This window comes from Leuconostoc falkenbergense (genome assembly GCF_014634805.1).
In the GTDB taxonomy this organism is placed as follows: domain Bacteria; phylum Bacillota; class Bacilli; order Lactobacillales; family Lactobacillaceae; genus Leuconostoc; species Leuconostoc falkenbergense.
Genome location: NZ_BMBS01000012.1, coordinates 21058 through 42611, shown reverse-complemented (window position 1 = coordinate 42611; position 21554 = coordinate 21058). Strand labels below are relative to the sequence as shown.

Annotated in this window: 21 protein-coding genes; 18 read left to right on the top strand and 3 right to left on the bottom strand. The window is 41.0% G+C overall.

What is annotated here, in order from left to right:
* Positions 1–212 precede the first annotated feature (212 nt).
* Positions 213–950 carry a helix-turn-helix domain-containing protein gene (locus IEU71_RS03905; RefSeq protein ID WP_036066480.1) on the top strand — a complete coding sequence of 246 codons (738 nt, stop codon included), beginning with the start codon at positions 213–215 and terminating at the stop codon, positions 948–950.
* Positions 951–983: 33 nt separating this feature from the next.
* On the opposite strand, the gene IEU71_RS03900 is transcribed toward IEU71_RS03905, so the two are convergent.
* Positions 984–1874: a metal ABC transporter solute-binding protein gene (locus IEU71_RS03900; protein WP_004911185.1), complete on the bottom strand. Its 891-nt coding sequence runs from the start codon at positions 1872–1874 to the stop codon at positions 984–986.
* On the bottom strand, positions 1874–2308 hold the full coding sequence (locus IEU71_RS03895; RefSeq protein ID WP_004911182.1) for a MarR family winged helix-turn-helix transcriptional regulator: 435 nt from the start codon (positions 2306–2308) through the stop codon (positions 1874–1876). Before IEU71_RS03895 ends, IEU71_RS03900 begins: the two co-directional genes overlap by 1 nt.
* 95 nt (positions 2309–2403) lie before the next feature.
* On the opposite strand from IEU71_RS03895, the gene IEU71_RS03890 reads away from it, so the two are divergent.
* A complete protein-coding gene (locus tag IEU71_RS03890; RefSeq protein ID WP_004911179.1) occupies positions 2404–3333 on the top strand; it encodes a D-alanyl-D-alanine carboxypeptidase family protein in 930 nt (309 codons plus the stop codon).
* Positions 3334–3379: 46 nt separating this feature from the next.
* On the opposite strand, the gene zwf is transcribed toward IEU71_RS03890, so the two are convergent.
* On the bottom strand, positions 3380–4840 hold the full coding sequence (gene zwf, locus IEU71_RS03885; protein WP_004911177.1) for a glucose-6-phosphate dehydrogenase: 1461 nt from the start codon (positions 4838–4840) through the stop codon (positions 3380–3382).
* A 186-nt stretch (positions 4841–5026) separates the two neighbouring features.
* Here zwf and IEU71_RS03880 point away from each other — a divergent pair, with 186 nt between their 5' ends.
* The 16 genes from IEU71_RS03880 to rplI all read left to right on the top strand — a co-directional run bounded on the left by IEU71_RS03880 (position 5027) and on the right by rplI (position 21553).
* On the top strand, positions 5027–5173 hold the full coding sequence (locus tag IEU71_RS03880; RefSeq protein ID WP_004911174.1) for a hypothetical protein: 147 nt from the start codon (positions 5027–5029) through the stop codon (positions 5171–5173).
* 93 nt (positions 5174–5266) lie between these two features.
* Complete coding sequence (locus IEU71_RS03875) at positions 5267–6481, top strand: MDR family MFS transporter (RefSeq protein WP_004911172.1); 1215 nt, start codon at positions 5267–5269, stop codon at positions 6479–6481.
* Positions 6482–6593: 112 nt separating this feature from the next.
* Positions 6594–7736 (top strand): trans-sulfuration enzyme family protein, encoded by a 1143-nt coding sequence (locus tag IEU71_RS03870; protein WP_004911168.1) that lies wholly within the window; start codon positions 6594–6596, stop codon positions 7734–7736.
* 311 nt (positions 7737–8047) lie between these two features.
* Positions 8048–9403: a Na+/H+ antiporter NhaC family protein gene (locus tag IEU71_RS03865; RefSeq protein WP_004911165.1), complete on the top strand. Its 1356-nt coding sequence runs from the start codon at positions 8048–8050 to the stop codon at positions 9401–9403.
* Positions 9404–9437: 34 nt separating this feature from the next.
* The gene (locus IEU71_RS03860) at positions 9438–9884 is read left to right on the top strand and encodes a hypothetical protein (protein ID WP_004911162.1); all 447 of its coding nucleotides are present in this window, start codon (positions 9438–9440) and stop codon (positions 9882–9884) included.
* 26 nt (positions 9885–9910) lie between these two features.
* Positions 9911–11719 carry a DNA helicase RecQ gene (gene recQ, locus IEU71_RS03855; protein ID WP_036066477.1) on the top strand — a complete coding sequence of 603 codons (1809 nt, stop codon included), beginning with the start codon at positions 9911–9913 and terminating at the stop codon, positions 11717–11719.
* A gap of 406 nt (positions 11720–12125) precedes the next feature.
* Entirely contained in the window at positions 12126–12989 is an 864-nt protein-coding gene (locus tag IEU71_RS03850) for an SAM hydrolase/SAM-dependent halogenase family protein (protein ID WP_036066475.1), read from the top strand.
* Between the two features lie 26 nt (positions 12990–13015).
* Entirely contained in the window at positions 13016–13579 is a 564-nt protein-coding gene (locus IEU71_RS03845; protein ID WP_004911153.1) for an ECF-type riboflavin transporter substrate-binding protein, read from the top strand.
* 37 nt (positions 13580–13616) lie between these two features.
* On the top strand, positions 13617–15293 hold the full coding sequence (locus IEU71_RS03840) for an ABC transporter ATP-binding protein (protein ID WP_004911150.1): 1677 nt from the start codon (positions 13617–13619) through the stop codon (positions 15291–15293).
* 1 nt (position 15294) lies between these two features.
* A complete protein-coding gene (locus tag IEU71_RS03835; protein ID WP_004911147.1) occupies positions 15295–16122 on the top strand; it encodes an energy-coupling factor transporter transmembrane component T family protein in 828 nt (275 codons plus the stop codon).
* Positions 16104–17549 (top strand): dipeptidase PepV, encoded by a 1446-nt coding sequence (pepV, locus tag IEU71_RS03830; protein WP_004911144.1) that lies wholly within the window; start codon positions 16104–16106, stop codon positions 17547–17549. The genes IEU71_RS03835 and pepV overlap by 19 nt, the downstream gene beginning before the upstream one ends.
* Before the next feature lie 179 nt (positions 17550–17728).
* Positions 17729–18025 carry a 30S ribosomal protein S6 gene (rpsF, locus tag IEU71_RS03825; protein ID WP_004911142.1) on the top strand — a complete coding sequence of 99 codons (297 nt, stop codon included), beginning with the start codon at positions 17729–17731 and terminating at the stop codon, positions 18023–18025.
* A 31-nt stretch (positions 18026–18056) separates the two neighbouring features.
* Complete coding sequence (gene ssb, locus IEU71_RS03820) at positions 18057–18620, top strand: single-stranded DNA-binding protein (RefSeq protein ID WP_004911137.1); 564 nt, start codon at positions 18057–18059, stop codon at positions 18618–18620.
* A 32-nt stretch (positions 18621–18652) separates the two neighbouring features.
* The gene (gene rpsR / locus IEU71_RS03815) at positions 18653–18937 is read left to right on the top strand and encodes a 30S ribosomal protein S18 (protein ID WP_004911134.1); all 285 of its coding nucleotides are present in this window, start codon (positions 18653–18655) and stop codon (positions 18935–18937) included.
* A gap of 126 nt (positions 18938–19063) precedes the next feature.
* On the top strand, positions 19064–21091 hold the full coding sequence (locus IEU71_RS03810; protein WP_004911129.1) for a DHH family phosphoesterase: 2028 nt from the start codon (positions 19064–19066) through the stop codon (positions 21089–21091).
* Positions 21092–21100: 9 nt separating this feature from the next.
* Entirely contained in the window at positions 21101–21553 is a 453-nt protein-coding gene (gene rplI / locus IEU71_RS03805; RefSeq protein WP_004911126.1) for a 50S ribosomal protein L9, read from the top strand.
* The last annotated feature ends 1 nt before the right edge of the window (position 21554 follow it).

Genomic DNA, 21554 nt, shown 5'->3' with positions numbered 1-21554 from the left:
ATATGTTACTGTTACGACAAAGCCAGATTTTGTGAATTGGGGGCGCCAAGTAAGCCATGGTATGAGTTTTGTCCGATAAATAGGTACTTTTTCTGCAAGAATTTGTATTAATAAAATGATATCATTGAAAGAATAAAATCGATGCCATCTATGTCGAAGAGCAGATTGTCAGTATATGGTATGAGGGTAGTTACATTATTGGGAGAAAAACGTTGATTATTGGAGAACGCATCAAGTTATTGAGAAGAGCAAAAAAATTGACTCAAACTGAACTAGCAAAGGCAATATTTGTTTCTTATCAACTGGTGTCAAAGTGGGAAAGAAATTTAAGTGAACCGACGGCGGAAATGATGTTTACGATTATTGATAAATATCAACTGCCGTTCGATTTTTTTTTGGACCCAGTCATACAGCAATCGCAATATACAGCCAAAGAGGTCATTTTGAATGCCTTTTTAGAAAGTATGATTGCTTCGTATGATAAGCGGCCAACAATCAAAAAGGTAGCACAAGTTGCGTCGCTTGAACCTGAACATGTCGCACTATACTTTGCTAATTCGGATGAATTAATCTATGAATTTTTCAATGAAGTTGATCGCAATATCAAAATTGAAATTGAAGCACAAATCGTTTCGCACCATGATTTGATGACTATTTTTATCAATAATATGGCACCTTTGCTCAATGACAAACGAGTCCAGCTGCATGTTTTATATACCCGGCCTTATATTAAAGGGATTTGGTTGGCATTCATTAAATCAAAGTATAAGCGCATTTTGTTGGCACATCATCAAGTTGACGAGCAGGAAGGGTTGGCATTAGAGTATTTGATTGAAGTTTTGACAGCCTTTATATCTGTTTGGCTCAGTCAACCCAATCCAGAGCTATTGGCAGCATTTCAGAATCGTATGAGATGCTTGACGGGAAAACCAATTAATCAATGGCTATAAAAAAAGCAATTGCTTATTAGCATTGCTGGTTTTTTACTGCGTAATTTTGGCAATTTGTTGGAGTTCAGATAATTTCCATGACACATAGTTTTCGCCATTAGGGATTGTTTCAGTGACGTTTACGACGGGTATGTGGTGTGTTTTAGCGAGGTTAATGATGTTACTGACAGTTGTGCTTGATGTTTGCTTGTTGTTGACAATAAAAGTGATTTTGTGGTTCTCGATAGCTGACTTGAGCGTCGCCAATGTTGTGGGTGAAGGATCATTACCCGCCTCAATTGCCTCAGAAAAATCTGAATCCATGACGTGATAGCCCATTGCTTTTAGCATATATTCAAACACGGGTTCGGTTTGCGCAACGGCATGTCCGTTAGATTTTTTTGAAATTTGGGTGATTAGTGATTGAATAGGCTTTAAGCTTGCAATATATTTGTTGGCATTCTTTTGAAAATCGGCTTTATGTGTGGGATCTTGCTGGCCGAGTTGTTTAGCGAGGTAGTGTGCTGTTTTAATCATGGTTTCGGGGTTATTCCAAAGGTGAGGATTATTGCCAGTTTTTTGCTTTAAAACAGTTTCACCAACACGAATGAGCTTTGCTTGGTCAGAAGCCTTAGCTAATTTATTAAGCCACGTGTCATAACCAAGTCCGTTTGCCAAAACGATATCAGCTTGACTAACTTCTTTGGCAACTGCTGTTGTGGGCTCATAATCCTCGGGCGAAATATTTTGATTTTTGATGATAGCGGTCGCTTTACCATGTGATCCGACAACTGTTTGTGCCAATTCGGCATAGAAATCAGTGGATGCGACAATTGTAATTTGGCGATGCTGGTTATTTTTTGAAGAAGTGTGTTGTCCTTTAATGAGAGCAAACCCCATTACAATAATCATGATAATAGCTAATAAGGTGATAACTTTTTTCATTAGTTGTCTCCAATCTGGTTGAGCTGTTCTAAAAATTTGGTAATTGTTTTTTGTTGTTTAGGGGTAAAATTGGTCATAATTGTATTGAGATGATTTAGCATGGATTGATGGGCAGCTTCATGGCGTACTGCCAACTGATCACCCGCTGGTGTTAATGAATAAAAAGTGCTGCGTTTATCTGTGTCGTCGATGGTTGCGATGACATAGTTGTGAGTGATGAGATTTTTGATGGCTTTTGTGATAGCTGGACGTGACAGGCCAACGGATGTGGCGAGTTGCGTGTTAGTCAGCGATTGTGTGCGTAATAGCATGAGTAAATGAGCTTGTGTCGCGTTGATATTTTGCCCCGCTGTACTTGTGATGACTTCTGAATGACTAGCATACTCTTGCACGAAATGATTCAGTGCGGCCATGATTTCATTTGTTTCAGACATATATTCTCCAATACTTAACCGGTTAATTAACTAGTTAAGTATATCTTGTCAGACTGAATATTGTCAATCATCAGTTTTTGAGTACAATTAGACTTATGAAAAAAATCGGCTTAACAATCGCAGTTATGGCGGGCGTAATGAGTGTTTTGTGGTTTGCTAGTTCATTTAATCAGGCACATCATGATGGGGCAAAAAGAATAGCAAAAACTAAAAAAATTAAACAACTAACAGTCAAAAAACTAACGACAACAGCTTCAGCAGCAGTTGTCATGAATCGTGAAACTGGGAAAATATTAGGGACAAAAAATGGAACGCAACCATTAGCGATTGCCTCGATTAGTAAGTTAATGACTGGGTATTTAACGTTGGAGAAATTAGCAATGACAGACATGATTGAACCATCTGCTAATACAGTTAAAATTGGTGAAAAATCTGAGTTAGCAGCTGTTCCGCTAAACGCTGCAACCACCTATCGGACTGATGATTTGCTCAACGCGGCGTTACAATTATCTGCTAATGATGCCGCGATTGCCTTAGGGGATGAAATAAGTGGGTCGCAATTACGCTTTACAAAGTTAATGGCAGCAACCGCCAAGCAGTGGAACATCAAAACAGCAAAATGGTACAATGCAGCGGGCATACGTAATGATGAAATGGAAGATGACAAAGTCAACGCACCCAACAGTGCTGAAAACATGATGTCAGCAATTGATGTTGCCAAAATGAGTGAGCAAATTTTGAAGCATCAGCCAAAAATAATAGCAATATTGAGTCAAACAACTAACACTTTCAATGGCACAACCCAAGCGTCAAATTTTTCATTAATGAATAACTATTTTAGTCAGACAAAATATCAGGTCACTGGTGGTAAACTAGGTGTTTCTGTCAAATCTGGTGTGTCATTTGTTGGATTCTTTACGTACAAAAAACATCATTATGTGACTGTTGTGCTGCATGCGGATCAGTACAAAAACTTATCGGCTGTTTTTCGTGAAACAAAACGGATTCTTGATGAAACTGTGTAAATTGGGCAATAAAAAAACGATCACAATCGATCGTTTTTTGCTTTAATTAACCTTTAAATACCCAAGCATCACCATTGGCAGCCAATAATTTGTCGGATGCTTCAGGACCCATTGAGCCTGACTTGTAAGTTTCAAGTGGTGCTTTATCTGCGGTATAAACGGCTGAAATAGCATCAACAAACTTCCAAGCGATTGAAACGCCATTCCAGTCAGCAAAGTTAGAACCATCACCATTCATAGTGTCGTGAATCATACGTTCGTATGGTTCTGGTGTATTCTTCTTATCTTCATCAGATACAGTCCAACCTAAGTCAATTGTACGTGTGTTGAAGGCGTCTTCAACTGACTTGGCATTCAACTTCAATTCGATAGCACCCTTTGGATCAATGATAATTGACAAGACAGCTTCTTGTGCTTCTTGTTCTGAACCAAAGTTAAACGTGCCAGCCTTAAAGACGATGTCGACACGTGTCTGTTTAGCAGCTAAGCGCTTACCTGAACGGACATAGAATGGGACACCCTCCCAACGTGGCAAATCAAATTGCAATTCGCCTGCGATGAATGTGTTGTTTTTAGAATCAGCAGGTACGTCTAATTCTTCAAGGTATGGCTTGAAATCAGCTGAATCACCGGCACCATATTGTGCACGAACAAAGTATTTGTTAACTTCTGCTTCATCATAGATTTTCAAAGCATTAAAGGCTGCATTTTTAGCGGCACGAATGTCTTTGTCAGTGAATGATTCTGGCTTTTCCATTGCTAACCAACCAACAATTTGCATGGTGTGGTTTTGAATCATGTCAAGCAATGCACCGGCTGTATCATAGTAGCCGGCACGTTCTTCGACACCCAAGACTTCTGACAATGTTACTTGAACGTTCTTGATATAATCTTTGTTCCAAGCAGCATCGAAAATTGGGTTACCAAAGCGAAGGGCAGCAATGTTTTGAACCATTTCCTTACCAAGGTAGTGGTCAATACGGAATAGTTGGTTATCATCAAATGCGTTTTCCAAGTCATTTTGGAGTTCGGCAGCTGTGTCATATGATGTACCGAAAGGCTTTTCAATCATCAAACGGTTGTAACCAGTGTCAGCCAATAGGCCTTCTGACTTAAGATATTTGGCAATTGTACCAAAGAAACGTGGCGCAACTGACATATAGAAAATTCGGTTGCCATCGATATCAAACTTGTCGGCAGCTTCTTCAATCGCATCTTTCAAAACAGCGTATGAAGCTGCATCTGTTACGTCGTGTGCACGGTATGAGAAATGTTCGATGAACGCCTCAGCTTGTGCTTGATCGTCAGTGAAATCTTTAATTGAATCACGAACCAATTGTTTGAATTCGTCATCATTGAGGGCTTGACGGGCCGTTCCAACAATGGCAAAGTGCTTTTGCAAGTAGCCTTTTTTATAAAGATTGAAAACTGATGGGTAAAGCTTACGCTTGGCCAAGTCACCAGTGCCACCAAAGAAAGTTACTAACGTCTTGATTTCTGAAACCATGATGTACCCCTTATTTTTAGTTAAATTCACTTTTTATTATAGCGCAAAATAGCGCAAAAAGTAACCGTTTTCAGCGTTTTTTAAACGTTTATCATCTAAAATTGGATATCTGTCGTGAAATTTTGCACTTGACCTTATCATCTGTTCGTTACACAATAATAAAAAAGCAAATGAGGAGTACAACCAATGAAATGGTTTTGGATAGGATTAGCTGCCTTTTTGATTGTGACATTTACTGTGGGTATTGGTTGGGCATTTGCCGGTTTAATTGTCGCTGGCATGATTTATGTGGTCATTAAACTGATGGCTAACGGGCGCGACTCACGTCGCTAAAAAATTGCGTAACCAGTAGGGCCTGCGTGTGCTGATAGCCACTTTTCATGATACAATTGGTTATTGTAAAAGCATTCAATATTCGGAGAATTTATGCAAATTGACTTAACTGATAGACCGCGGCCACTTAATGAGAAGTGGCTGCTTTTTGGAACATTACTATCAAATACTGGTAACTCAATGATTTGGCCAGTGACAACGCTGTATATGACCGGTGTATTGCATCAGACATTTACAACCGCAGGCATTGTTTTGATGATTGGTTCAATTATCAGTATGATTGGCTCGTTTGTCGGTGGTAAATTATTTGATCACTGGCGACCTTATGAAGCCTTGCTGATAACTAGCTTCATCATTTTAATTGCGGTATCTAGTTTGATTGTGTGGAATGATTGGCCAGCGTTTGCCGGCTTAATTTGGTTGGCTAATTTTGGCATGGGTGTTGAGCAAACGCTAGTCAATTCCTTTGCTACCACTGTTCCGGGTGAAAAAACACGGATTGTTTTCAATAATATGTATATCGTGCTAAATATTGGTGTTGTTTTGGGAACATTGGCTGTGGGCTATTTGTTTGATTACGGCTTTAGTCTGTTGATGATTATTTCATCTGTGTTATATTTTTTCCTAATGCTGATTATTGCGACTAAGTTCAATGTACCGATTGCTCATGTGCGTGGGGAAACAGTGATTGTGGATTCGGCAAATGCTACCGTGGAGACGAACCAAGTACGCCCGACTTTTCGTTTGACGCCCTTATTAGTGGGGATTGGCGCCTTATTATTTATTACTTATCTTTCCTATATGTTGTGGGAAACGGTGATGGCACCACACATGAAAGCATTGGGTATGCCAACACGGAATTATGCAGACTTATGGATGATTAACGGCATTACGATTATTTTGTTACAAAAAGTGGTGTCCGGTTGGGCCAACAAGCGCCCTTACCAAGTTTCGGTAATTCTTGGTAGTCTGATTTTTGCTTCCAGCTTTTTCTTTTTGGTGTTTGTCAAAGCGTTTTGGCAAATTGTGCTAGTGTTTGAACTGCTGACGATTGGTGAAATGTTACAAAGTCCGCAAGTTCCGGCATGGGTTGCTAAAATTACACCAAAAGAAGTGGCTGGTCAGGCACAAGGTTTTGTCTCAATGATGATTAGCTCAGGTCGTGTGATTGGTCCTATTTATTCGGGTATTATGATGGATCGTGGCCTGATGAATATGATGTTCTTGTCTGTGTTTGTGATGATGTTGCTCATTACAGCAAGTCTAGCTTGGACTATTTTTAAAAACAAACATGTTAAAACATCTTAAAAAGCAGATTGTAGCAATACAATCTGCTTTTTTGGTAAGCGTACGTTGGCATATAATTGGTAGAACAAGGTACAATAATAACTGATAATTCATTGTAATAAGGAGCAAAAATATGAATATTAGAACGCAGGTAATTCATGGCGGCCATCAAGTTGATCCACGAACAGGCGCTGTTAACATGCCTATTTATCAAACGACAACGTTCAAGCAGACAGAATTAGGAGGTGGCGCGAAGTGGGAATACACACGTTCAGAAAATCCAACGCGCGCCTCCTTAGAAGAGTTAATTGCTAGTTTGGAACATGGCACTGCTGGTTTTGCCTTTTCATCTGGTATGAGTGCGATTCATGCGGTAATGAGCACCTTGTCAGCAGGCGATCATATCTTATTGGCTGATGATGTCTATGGTGGTACTTTTCGGTTAGTTAATTCGATATTAGCGCGCTTAGGTATTACGTATAATCAGGTTGACATGGCGGATTTATCGGCAGTCACTAGCGCGTTGAAACCGAATACGAAGATGATTTTTTTGGAAACACCAACGAATCCTTTGTTGAAGTTAGCCGATATCCAAGATTTGTCATTAATTGCTCATAAGCATCAGGCCACTTTGGCAGTTGATAACACATTTGCGACCCCTTATAACCAAGTGCCCCTTGATCTTGGTGCAGATTTCGTCATACATTCTGGTACCAAATATATTGGTGGTCATTCTGACGTCTTGAGTGGTTTTGTAGTGACAAATAACGATCGACATTCAGCTGAAATCAAACATTTACAAATGCCAATTGGTGCAACTTTGGGTGCGTCAGATAGTTATTTAGTCTTGCGTAGTCTCAAAACATTTGCACTGCGTATGCGAGCACACAATGATAATGCGCAAGCTTTGTTCAACTGGTTGCAGACGCAACCCCAAGTGGCTAAAATTTATTATCCGGGTGACGCGTCATCGGCGCAATATGCGATTGCGCAAAAACAAATGCAGGGTGGTTTTGGTGGGATGATTTCAGTCGAATTACAGGCAGGATTAGATGTCAAAAAATTTGTGGAAAGTCTCAAAATTTTTACGTTGGCTGAAAGCCTTGGCGGTGTAGAAAGCTTGGTAGAGGTGCCGGCGGTGATGACACATGCGTCTATTCCGGCTGACATACGTCATGAACACGGTATCACTGATGAATTAATTCGCATTTCAGTTGGTATTGAAGATAGCCAAGATTTAATTGCGGATTTTCAACAAGGTTTGGCACAACTTTAACCTTTAAATGTACCACTTGAAAAAAGTAATTGAATCAGTTACACTAGGTTTACTTGAAATTAGCACAAATAAGTAAGACGACACTCGGCGTGAAGAGAAGCAGTGGTTGGTGAAAACTGCACAGGTGTCATAATCTGAAGTACAGCTATCCATTTAAGCGTGGCAGCACCATGTTAACAAATGCCAAAGTGATGCGTTTTATAACGCATAAGCTGGGTGGTACCACGGATTCTTAATGAAATGTCAATTCGTCCCTTTGTCATTATGACGGCAGGGACGTTTTTTATTTGACATAAAATGGAGAGAATACTATGGTTTCAAAATTGAAGACTAAAATTTCTGTGACGCTGCTGCTAGTGGCGGTCGCAATTTTAGCAGTGGGTGTGATTGGATTCGGATTATCTCCGATTGCGCCGTTAATGTTGGTAATTGGTATCATTATCGTTGTTGCACGCTGTTTTGGCGTGAGCTGGCAAGCCAGTCAAAAAGCATTGTTAAGCGGTGTGTCATCTGGTATTGCACCGTTATTTTTGTTCTTATTGATCGGCTCGTTAATTGCACTGTGGTTAGCAACCGGTGTCATTCCAACGATGATTTGGGTTGGCTTTAAATTACTCAGTCCACAACTATTTTTACCCACGGCCTTATTATCAACAGCAATTGTTGGTACTTTGATTGGTAGTGCTTTTACGACATTATCGACAGTTGGCGTTGCACTAATGGGTGTTGGAACGTTGATGGGATTTGATCCTGCCCTAATTGCTGGAACAGTATTATCTGGGGCAATTTTTGGTGACAAAAGTTCACCGCTATCAGATTCGACTAATTTGGCCAGCGCGATTTCTGAAACAGACCTTTTTGCACATATTAAAAACTTGATGTGGACAACCTTACCTGCGTTGATTTTGTCACTTGTGATGACTATTATATTGGGATTTGGTCATCAAACAAGTGGGGAAGCGACCGCTAAAATTAGCCGTTTATTGCCACTACTAGCGCCTACTTGGTGGGCTATTGTACCGCTTGGCTTGTTAGTCATCACAGCTTGGCAAAAAGTACCTGCTATTCCGGCTTTGATGATTAATATTTTGGTGTCAAGTATCGTTTTTGTAACGCAACATAGTTTGACAGCTTGGGCTGATTTATTGGTTAATGGCTTCAAAACAAGTAGCCATAACGCTACTTTGATGGCTTTGATGAATCGTGGTGGCATGTCTGCCATGATGCCAACAGTGATGATGATCATGCTTGCCTTGGCTTTTGGTGGTTTGCTCAGTGGTTTAGGGATTTTGTCGCGTGTCATGGCACCGGTGGTTGTCTATTTAAAAACACAACGTGCTATGATTGTGACGACATTGTTGACAGGGATTGCGGCGAACTTTTTAGTTGGTGAACAGTATCTTGCAACCATTTTGCCGGGTCAATTATTCAAAGATAGTTTTAAGCGTGTCGGGTTATCACCGCTAGCGTTAGGTCGTACGATTGAAGATAGTGGTACTGTGATGAATTATTTGGTGCCGTGGGGTGTTGCTGGTGCATTTGCAGCGCAAACACTTGGTGTATCAGTGCTTGCTTTTGCGCCATTCACTTTCTTTGCACTATTTTCACCAGTTATGTCATTGCTGTCGGCTTTGACGGGAATTGGTTTGAAGCAACTTGAAAAATGATATAATTGCGGTAACTGTTTGATGGGGGTATAAAATGTTAATTCGAGATATGGTGCGCACTAAGCCAATTAGTTGGTTGTTATTCATTGTCGGGTCAGATATTATGATGACCTATGGGATTAATATTGCCCATCACACTCACTTCTTACGGGCGCAAGATTATCCAACAATTGCCAAATTTGTGGCAATGGATCTCATTAGTTTTGTATTCATTATGCTATTTTTTGACTGGCTTCATCACAAATTTGCGCAAGACGGACAAGAAACGTTGATTGATATCATATTACGCATTGGTGGTAATCTGATGGCCGCCTATTTTGGCTGGTTTACGATTGGCTTTATTATTTTACAAGTGATTGATTTTCAAGCACAAACATTCTGGTGGTTGGTTGTGATTTCTGCCGTGTTGGCTGTGATGAATTGGCTATTTAGGCGTGTTTCACCAATCAAATTCCAGCTTAATCCCAGTAAAAATCAGTGATGGTAGCACATGCTATAATGGAAAGTATGCAGAATCAAACGCCGGAAACAATTTTAAAAGAAACTTTTGGATATGACCAATTCAGAACTGGTCAATTATCAGTCATTAACAAGGTATTAGCGCACAAGCACGCCTTAGCCATCATGCCAACCGGTGGTGGTAAATCAATCACCTACCAGTTGCCAGCCATGATGTTTGAAGGATTAACGTTAGTAATTTCACCGCTCATTTCCTTAATGAAGGATCAAGTTGACGGTTTAAATACATTAGGGATCCCGGCAACTTTTCTGAACTCAACAGTCGATGGTCAGGAACAAGCCCAACGCATGTCGGATCTACGTCATGGTGTTTATAAAATGTTGTATGTTGCGCCTGAACGCCTTGAAGTACCAAGCTTTTTTAGCTTTGTGCAACAGTTACCGGTGGACTTAATTGCCATTGATGAAGCACATGTTTTGTCGCAATGGGGACACGACTTTAGACCAAGTTACCTTAACATCTTGCCTTTGTTGTCCGAAATTCCCGGTAATCCGGCAATTCTTGGTTTGACGGCCACAGCAACTGAACGTGTCCGTGAAAATTTACAAGAACTTTTGGGCGTTAGTGACGATGACACTGTACTTACTGGATTTGCGCGGGATAATTTAGCGTTGAAAATAGTCCGCAACCAAGATAAACGTGATTATATTGCTAAATATCTGCGTGAAAACGCTGACCAAACTGGTATTATTTATGCGGCAACACGCAAACAAGTTGACGAGTTGACAGCCTACCTCAATAAAATTGGGATTCATGCTGCTCGTTATCATGCGGGCTTGTCAGAAAAGGAAAGGCAAAAACAACAGGAAGCTTTTCTCTACGACGAAAGTCCAGTCATTGTGGCGACGAATGCCTTTGGAATGGGCATTAACAAGCCGAATGTGCGCTACGTCATTCATTATTCAGTACCGGGCAATATTGAAGCATACTACCAAGAAATTGGCCGCGCCGGTCGTGATGGTTTGCCAGCTGAAGCAATTTTGCTGTATGCACCTCAGGATATCCATCTGCAAGAATTCTTCGTGCAAAAATCAGAAGGTTCCGAAGCTTACAAGCAAAATGAATACGATAAAATTCGTGAAATGAATGCGTATGCGAATACCCAAACGTGTCTCCCACGCTATTTGTTGCAATATTTTGGTGAGACAGTAACACAAGACTGTGGTCGGTGTTCGAACTGTTTAGATAAGCGAGAATTAGTTGATGTGACGGTAGATGCACAAAAAGTCTTAGCTAATGTTATGCGCATGAATCAGCGTTTTGGCAAGACAATGGTTGCCAAAGTGTTGAAAGGTTCTAATGATGCGAGTGTGAAAAAGTATGAGTATTTGCGTGACTTACCCACATTTGGTCTGATGAAAGAGCGCACTTTGAAAGATTTAACTCAGTTTATTGATTATTTGACGGCTGACGGCTACTTGCGTTTTGAAGGGTCAGAGTATCCGGTGTTAAAGGTCACTAAACTTGGCGCCGATGTCCTTAAAGGACAGGGAAATGTTACCAAACGATTGGAAAAGGTTCGTATTCTTCGTCAATCAGCGACGCAAGAGGGCTTGAAATTGTCAGATGATGATAATCGCTTGTTCGCTCAGTTGAAAGAAAAGCGCTTAGTATTGGCGCGTGAAGCCGGTATTCCGCCGTTCTTAATTTTCTCCGATAAAACGCTCATGGCCATGGCTCAAAATCGGCCACAAACAGACGAAGCATTTTTGGCCATTTCTGGTGTTGGTGAAAAAAAGTTTGATATTTACCATGATGATTTTGCCGCTGTGATTAATGATTATGTTGTTAGCTAAAAAGTCGTGAGATGTTCAAATCTCATGAGCTTTTGATTTTATGATGATTAAATATCAATATGATGATAATTTGTGATTAAAAAAGCATTGATACTAACAAAATTATTGACAATAAATAAGAATTATCTTAAAATAATGATAAGTTAATAAATCAATGAAGCGAAGAGTAGATAAGGCGTGGCAATATAGCGAGTCGGGATAGTGAAAGCCGGTATGACGCAATTTATTGAAGATGAACGTGGATGATGTCGTATGGTGCAAGCTGTGCGTCCGGATGAACACCGTTATCGTGATGAGTGCACATTGTGCTGAATTTGGGTGGTACCACGTTTTGACGTCCCTGTTAATCTTAGGATTAACAGGGACTTTTCATTTTTAACGACTAAAAAAAGAAAGAAGAAGTATAATGATTAGTAGACATCTCGTTTTACAGACTGACTTTGGCCTGCAAGATGGTGCGGTAAGCTCAATGCGTGGCGTTGCCTACGGCGTGGCTGATAACATTGTCGTCAGTGACTTAACCCATGGGATCACGCCTTTTAATATATTTGAAGGATCCTTTCGACTGTTCCAGACATTTCGCTATTGGCAAGCTGGTACGGTATTTGTTTCGGTAGTTGATCCCGGCGTGGGGTCCAATCGGCTATCTATCATTGCTAAGACAACAACAGGGCATTATATTGTGACACCAGATAATGGTACTTTGTCTCATTTATTAACTAATGGTTTGATTGAAAGCGCACGTGTGATTGACGAAACAACGCAACGGTTGCCGGGATCAGAAAAATCAGCGACGTTCCACGGGCGCGATATTTATGCTTTTAATGGGGCCAAATTAGCTAGTGGGCAGACACAATTTGAGGATTATCATCAGAGTGTGTCAGTAGATGATTTAGTACGTTTGCCAATTACACCGGGGCGTTATCAAGAAACGCAGTACGGACAGCCACAACTCGTTGGTAACATTGATATTACCGATGTTAACTTTGGCTCACTATGGTCTAACATTCCTATCAGTGAGTTTGAGAAGCTGAATCTGGTATATGGTGATACTTTGCGTGTTCAGATAACGCATCATGATCATGTTTTGTTTGATGAGGTCTTGCCTTATGTGCATACCTTTACAGATGTTAATCCGGGAGAACCGTTGATTTATATTGACTCGGTGTATACAGTTGCTTTTGGCGTCCACACTGGTAGTTTTGAGCAGACGTATCACGTTGGTGCTGGTCAAAATTGGGCGGTCGTACTTACCAAAGAAGCACAGTAGATGATAGAATAATTAGGAGAAAAACGATGAGTGAACAACGCAAAAAATCAGGACTATCTGTACGGGCAGTAGTCGCAACTGGAATCGGCGCAGCAGTTTTCTTCATTTTGATGAAGTATATTGCGATTCCAACAGGTGTTCCTAACACCAACGTTAACGTGGCTGAAGGCTGGTTGGCTTTGATAGCTGGGTTATTTGGACCAGTAGTTGGCTTTTTAGTGGGTATTATCGGGCATACGTTGACTGATGCCACTTATGGTGCGCCTTGGTGGTCATGGGTGTTGGCAGATGGTGTTTTTGGCTTACTGCTTGGCTTGAGCAAACGCTTTTTAGATTTGCAAGGTGGGGATTTAACGGCTAAAAAGCTGATTCAATTCAACGTTTGGCAAATTGTTGCCAACGTTGTGTCATGGGTAGTGATTGCCCCAATTGGCGATATTTTAATTTATAAGCAGCCAGCTAACAAAGTCTTTTTGCAAGGCATTGTGGCAGCAATTGTGAATATTTTGTCAGTGGCAATCATTGGCTCAATTTTAATTGTGGCTTATGTGAAGTCACGTCCCAAAAAGAGTTCGTTACGTAGCGAATAGTTCTCATGCGGCAGTTGCCGCGTACATAGGAGTCATCATGCCGGAACCGTTAATTGATTTTCAACATGTCACATTTAAATACAATGCACAAGCCGAACCAACTTTACATGACGTGAGTTTTCAGATTTATCCGGGTGAAAAGGTTTTGATTGCTGGTGCCTCAGGCTCTGGTAAAACCACATTGTTGCGGTTGCTTAATGGCTTGATTCCTCAAGCTTATCAGGGAGATGTGACAGGTCAATTATTATTAAATGGCAAAAATATTTTGGATCAATCTCTATTTGAACTCTCTTTACAAGCTGGAACTGTTTTACAGGATGCAGATGCGCAGTTTGTTGGTATGACTGTGGCTGAAGATATCGCTTTTGCATTGGAAAATGATACACAACCGGTGAACAATATCAAACAAAAAGTTGCAAAGTGGGCGCAACGTTTTGGTCTAGGGGAACGCCTGAATTTGGCACCACAAGATTTATCAGGTGGGCAAAAGCAACGCACTGCAATGGCTGGTGTGTTAATTGACGACGGAAAGTTGCTGTTATTTGACGAACCTTTGGCGAGTTTGGACCCAGCTGCTGGACATGCTGCTATGAAAATGATTGCTGAATTGCAGGCTGAACGTGATTTGACAGTGGTCATCATTGAACATCGTATTGAAGAAGTGCTGGGGGCAGATATTGACCGTGTAATTGTAATGTCTGACGGTAAAATTGTTGCGAATGGCACACCAGACGAGATCGTACAAGCTGGCGTATTACTGGATAATGGGCTAGATGAGCCACTTTATGTGCAATTGTTGCGCCAAGCTGGTGTGGCGATTACCAATTTGCCACATGTGTCTGATTTGGATCAAATTGATGTGACACCATATCGTGGACAAATTGCAGCTATTGGTCAATCTGTAACACCAGCCAAACTTGCCGATCCACAACTAATCATTCAAAATGTTTCATTTGGTTACAGTGCGGGACAACCATTGTTCAACGCGTTGTCAACGACAATCCACACCGGTGAAATTCTCGGCATTGTCGGTAAGAATGGTTCTGGTAAAACGACATTATCACATTTACTAACAGGATTTTTACAACCAAGTAGTGGTGATGTTTTATTGCATGGCGAGTCTGTCTTAGGGCAATCAATTAAAGAACGCGCCGACCACATTGGCTACGTGTTGCAAAATCCCAACCACATGATTACGAAATCAACAGTTTATGATGAAGTTGCCAGTGGTTTGATATTACGCCAAGTCGATGCTGACACAATTGAACAACGTGTGCGTGATATGCTCAAATTAGTTGATTTAGATGGCATGCGCCACTGGCCAATTTCCGCACTTAGTTTTGGTCAGAAGAAGCGATTGACGATTGCTGCTGTCTTAGTCTTACAACCGGAAATTTTAATTTTGGACGAACCAACAGCTGGACAAGATGCGACGCATACTGCTCAGCTACTGACTTTTTTGCAGAAAATCAATGCCCAACAGCAGACTACAATAATTATCATCACGCACGACATGCATTTGCTGGCAAATTTTGTCCAGCGTGTGTTGGTTATTGTTGACGGCCAGCTACTAGCAGAAACTACGCCGGCTGAATTATTGGCCGACGAAAAGCTGGTCACAGCAGCAAGCTTGCGGACAACGAGTATCTATCGTTTGGCGAAACGATTGGCGATTAATCAACCGGAAAAACTCAATGCTGCGATAAGGAAGTAATATGAACAATTCGTTATTTGGATACAAAGCGCGTGATACATGGATGAACCAAACAACTGGCACAGCTAAGCTAGTTGGTTTTTTGGCGTTGACAACAGTTGGTATGGTTTCTTACGATACGCGTTTTCTCGTGGCACTGGTTATTTTATCTTTTATACTGATTAAGGTTTCGCACATTCAATATCGCGAATATGCCTTGTTATTGAAACTAGTGATTTTTATTGGGGTCCTTAATTTAATTATGATTACAGTTTTAGCGCCACAATACGGTGCAGAATTGTATGGCTCAAAACACGTCCTATTTGGTACTGGCTATTGGACAATCACACAAGAGCAGTTGTTTTATGAATTAAATCTACTATTAAAGTATGTTTTTTCATTTCCATTATCAATTGTATTGTTATTTACGACTAATCCAAGCGAGTTTGCCTCTGGCTTAAACAAAATTGGGGTGCCGTACAAAGTGTCTTACGCAGTTGCCCTGACACTTCGTTATATTCCTGATGTTCAAAGTGATTACCACACAATCAGTTTGGCGCAACAGGCGCGTGGCTATGAAATTTCTAAAAAAGCATCCTTAACAAAACGTATGAAAGGCGCTGTGCAAATTATTTTACCATTAGTTTTTTCTAGTTTAGATCGCATTGATACGATTAGTCAGGCAATGGAATTACGACGCTTTGGCCGGTATAATAAACGTACTTGGTATCAAGATCAAAAATTTTCTGGTCGTGACTTTGGCATGATAATTGGTACATTAATCATTGTCGCGATTGGTATTTTGTTAGTATTTCAAAATGGGGGGCGCTTGTGGAATCCATTCAATTAACATCATCACAGTGGCAAGAAAATGCCCAACAGTATCAACCAGCTTTAATGGCTGATTTGCTTCAATTTTTGGCTATTCCATCAGTGCTTGATCCAACAACAGCTAATATCCAACGCCCGTTTGGCACAGGCATTGATATGGCACTCAAATTTATTAGTGATATAGCGCAGCGTGACGGTTTCAAAGTCAATCGGGTGGCTGATAACATGATTGTTGTTGTTGACTATGGTCCGGAAGACGCGTCGGAAACCGTAGGGGTATTATCGCATGTTGATGTTGTTCCCGCAGGGGATGCGTGGACGGTGACACTGCCATTTAGTCCCAAAATTGAAGGCAATCGACTGTACGGGCGTGGTTCTCACGATATGAAAGCCGACCTGCTAGCTGCCTATTATGCGGTAAAGCAGCTCAAAGATATGGGATTTCAACCCAAACGAAAAATACGGTTGATTTTCGGGAGTGATGAGGAGTCAGATTGGCGTGATATGCAGGCCTACTTAAGCGAAGTTGGCGAGCCAACATTAGGATTTTCACCGGACGGAGCATTTCCAGTCGTACCGGGTGAAAAGGGTGTGCTAACATTGGCGACCAAATTTCAAGGCGTCACGACAAGCGCATGGCAATTGCATCATTTTCATGCTGGTGAACGTGATAATGTCGTACCGGGCATGGCCACAGCTGATATCGAGCTACCAAGTCAGGTTGACATCAACGGTTTTTTGGGCGCCTATGAGCGTTATTTGAATGACACACCAATAATTTCTGGTGTTGGTCAATATGATGATGAGCATATCTTATTAACGTTATACGGAAAGTCAGCTCATGGCGCTTATCCTGAAACTGGATTGAATGCTGGAACGTACTTGGCCCATTTTTTGGTCGATTATGGTTTCAATCAGCAAGCCCATGCATTTTTGGAATTTTTGGGGATTGCTAACCACCAAAATGTTTTCGGTGAGAAACTGGGACTAGTGTATCACGATGACATTATGGGTGATTTGACGCTAAATATTGGGCAAATGACGTTTAATAAAAACGCTGAATCAGAAATCAGAATCAATTTTAGATATCCAATGGGTATTACTGAGACGGCGATTTTGACACAGGTACAACGACACATGGGTGATTTGGTCGGCAAAACATTTAAGCAAGAGTCCTTTGGTAATCAACCACACATGGTCGATTTGAACGATCCAATTGTGACGACACTAGAAAATGTTTATGCCGAACATACACACACAGTTAAGCAATACAAAATTTCTAATGGCGGTTCATATGCGCGTTTGCTCAAGCGTGGTGTTGCTTTTGGTGGTCAATTCCCAGATGTACCGGTCATGAGCCACCAACCCAATGAGTACGTATTGATTGACAATATTCCTAAGACCCAATCAATTTTTGCTCATGCGTTATATGAAATTTCTCGGTAAAATTGAATCATAAGTAAAAATTCAACACAAACCGTAAAATAAGTTACCTGTGGAAATAATTTTGCGAAACACTTGATAATAATAGGCGATATGTAGTATCATTAATACCTGTGAATGCATAAAATTATGCGTGCACTCCTTGCAGCTAAGGCTGCCAGAGACCAAAAGGAGGAAATACAATGGCTACATCATACGAATTGACTTATATTGTTCGCCCTGATTTGGATGCGGATGCTAAAAAGACGCTTGTTGAGCGTTTTGACGGCATTTTGACAAACAACGGTGCAACAATTCAAAAGTCAGCAGATTGGGCAACACGCCGCTTTGCTTACGAAATTGCTGGTTACCGTGAAGGTACTTACCACATTATCAACTTCACAGCTGAAGGCGATGCTGCTACTAATGAATTTGATCGTTTGGCTAAGATCTCACAAGATATCTTACGTCACATGATTGTTAAGCGCGACGCAGAGTAATCTGAATTTCCACTGGGAAAGGAGCTTTTAAATGATTAATCGAGTAGTATTGATTGGGCGATTGACCCGCGATGTGGAATTACGTTATACCCAATCGGGTGTAGCTGTCGGCACGTTTAGCTTGGCGGTTAACCGTCAGTTCACTAACGCGAGTGGTGAACGTGAAGCTGACTTTATTAACGCAGTTATTTGGCGTAAAGCAGCTGAAAACTTTGCTAACTTTACTGGAAAAGGCGCACTTGTTGCGATTGAAGGTCGTTTGCAAACAAGAAATTATGAAAACAACGCAGGTCAACGTGTTTACGTGACTGAAGTTGTTGCGGATAATTTCTCATTACTAGAATCCCGTGCAGAAAGTGAAAAGCGTCGTGCACAAAACGGCTCTTCTAACAGCAATGCGGGTAGCTATAATAATGGCTCAAATGACCATTCATTTGGCGGTAATGATAATTCGTTTAGTGGTGTTGATCCCTTTGCTAGTGCGAACCAAGGTTCAGCTAATAAGTCAGCAACATCTGAAAACGATGCCCCTAACCCATTTGCGGCTAGTGGCAACACTGAAATTGATATATCAGATGATGATTTACCATTTTAAATTAAATTAAACACTAAGAAAGGAGCTTTATTATGTCAGAACAAAACTCACGTCCACAAAACTCTGAACGTCCACAACGTTCACGTCGTCCACAAGGCGGCCCACGTCGTCGTCGTAAGGTTGATTTTATCGCTGCTAATCACATCGAATACATCGACTACAAGAACACTGAATTGTTGGAGCGTTTCATTTCAGAACGTGGTAAGATTTTGCCACGTCGTGTAACTGGTACTTCTGCCAAGAACCAACGCAAGGTAACAACTGCTATCAAGCGTGCGCGTATCATGGCTTTGTTGCCTTTCGTTACGGAAGACTAATTCAGCTTAAAACCCAAGAAATGATTCTTGGGTTTTTTTGTTGTATTTTTTAACCAGACCATCTCATTTTAACCACAGGCCACCCTGTGGTAAAATAGTAGATATGAAAGTTACGAGGAGTAACGCGTGAAACGATTTTTTAATTTTAAAAACTTACCTATTTTTTTCCAAAACACAAAACTAGGCACGGTTGCCTTGCTGCTGTTAGTAGCGAGTGTGATGAGTGTTGTTTTTGCGGTGGCTATTAACTGGATATTTGGTTTAATTTGGTTGGTGGTAGTTGTGATTGGGCTTGTCTTCAGTGGGCAAGCGTTCAAAGAGGTTAGCGAAAACGCACAGGAATACTTATCAGGATTAGGTTATCGTATTGCCCGTAGTGAACAAGAAGCTTTGATTCGTATGCCAATTGGTATTATATTACTGAACCAAGACCAAAAAATTGACTGGATTAACCCCTATATGCAGTCTTATTTGGACAAAAGAGATGTGCTAGGTTTGGAATTATCAGAACTTGATGGTACGCTTGCACAGGAAATTAACAGTTATGCTGATTCGTCTGACACGAATACCATTACTTGGCAAGAGCGACAATTTTCATTATTTGTTCAACAAAATTTACGGGTTATTTATTTAATGGACATCAGTGAATATGCTGCCATTGCTAAACAATATGAGGATCATCAATTGTTCAGCGGTCTGGTATCGGTGGATAATTATGAGGAAGTAACTGAGGGGATGAGTGAATCAGAGACCTCAACGTTACGAACATTTGTCACGCGCTCACTGTCTGATTGGGCAGCAGATCATCAAATCTATATTCGTCGCTTAAACACAGTGCATTACGTAATGTTTGGTTATCAATCCGCCTTGGAAGAGGCAGAAGCTGACAAATTCAGTGTTTTGAAAGCAATTCGTGAAGCGACTGCCCAACAAAACTTACCGGTGACTTTATCAATTGGTATTGCGTATGGCACGCCAGATATTAATCAGCTGGCAAAACTAGCTCAAACCAATCTTGATTTGGCATTGGGGCGTGGCGGCGATCAAGTCGTCGTTAAGGCTGAGGATTCGGCGGCACGTTTTTACGGTGGTGCTACCAATCCTATGGAAAAGCGAACTCGCGTCCGTGCACGTATGGTTTCACAGACCATTTCTGAATTAATTGAACAAGCTGATAACATTATGATCGCTGGTCATGTGATGCCAGATTTGGATTCAGTAGGTGCTGGATTGGGTGTGTGGCGACTAGCCCAGACCAAAAACAAACCGGCGTTTCTCGTGATAGATGAAAAGCAGGTATACAGTGATATCAAATTATTACTGGCCGAACTTAGAAAAAGTCCTGCTGACTTTGTGGCACCCGGATCAAATATTAATGATTCCATTATTGATGAAACGCGCGCGCTTAAATTAGTACGCGATAATACTTTACTCGTTTTGGTTGATCACGCTAACACTAATATATCGGGTGCATCACAATTATTGGCACGACTAGGAAATCGTGTTGTTGTTATTGACCATCACCGTCTGGCTGAGCAAGGGTTAAAAGATAAACCGTTAATGTCTTATATTGAACCATACGCTTCATCAACTTCGGAGTTAGTGGTTGAATTGCTGCAGTATCAAGATCAATCAAATGCGCCAATTACAAAAATTGAAGCCACAGCGATGCTTGGTGGTATCCAAATTGACACAAAGAACTTTACTTTACGTACTGGCTCACGTACTTTTGATGCAGCAAGTTATTTGCGTGCCAACGGTGCAGATAGTAACTTAATTCAGTCATTCATGAAAGAAAAGTTTACGGATTTCAAAGCACGAACTCACTTAATTAACTTAGCGGAAATTCAGGATGGCAATGCGATTGTGACTGGTGAAAACCAAAATAATTATTCAGGGTTAATTACAGCTCAGGCAGCAGATGAACTATTACAAATTAGTGGTGTTGATGCTTCATTTGTGATTACTAAACGTCAAGATGGGCGTGTCGGAATTTCTGCACGTTCAACTGGTGATCGTAATGTTCAACGCGTGATGGAGGCTCTAGGTGGTGGTGGTCATTTGTCCAATGCTGCTACTCAAATTGCTGACGTCACGACTGATGAAGTGAAGGAACAATTATTAGACGTATTGGCTGAGCAAAAAGAAGAATGAGGTTTTAAAATGAAAGTTGTATTTTTAGAAGATGTTAAAGGTCGCGGTAAAAAAGGTGAAGTCAAGGAAGTTCCTGATGGCTACGCCAATAATTTTTTGATAAAAAATAAAAAAGCTGAACCAGCGACGGGGAAGAATTTAGGTGCTGTTAAGGGTCGTCAAAAGGCTGAAGCAAAGGCATCTGCGGAAGAACTAGCAGATGCGCAAAAGTTAGCTCAGTTCTTTGAGGACGAGAAGACAGTCGTTGAATTGACTGGTAAGTCCGGTGCAGATGGCCGTTTATTTGGTGCAATATCAACCAAACAAATTGCTGCCGGACTTGAAAAACAATATAAAATTAAAATTGACAAACGTAAGATGGTTTTAAACCAGCCAATTCATGCTTTGGGATATACGAATGTCCCTGTTAAGCTTCATCGTCAAGTGACAGCTAACTTGCGTGTGCATGTGAGCGAGGGTTAAG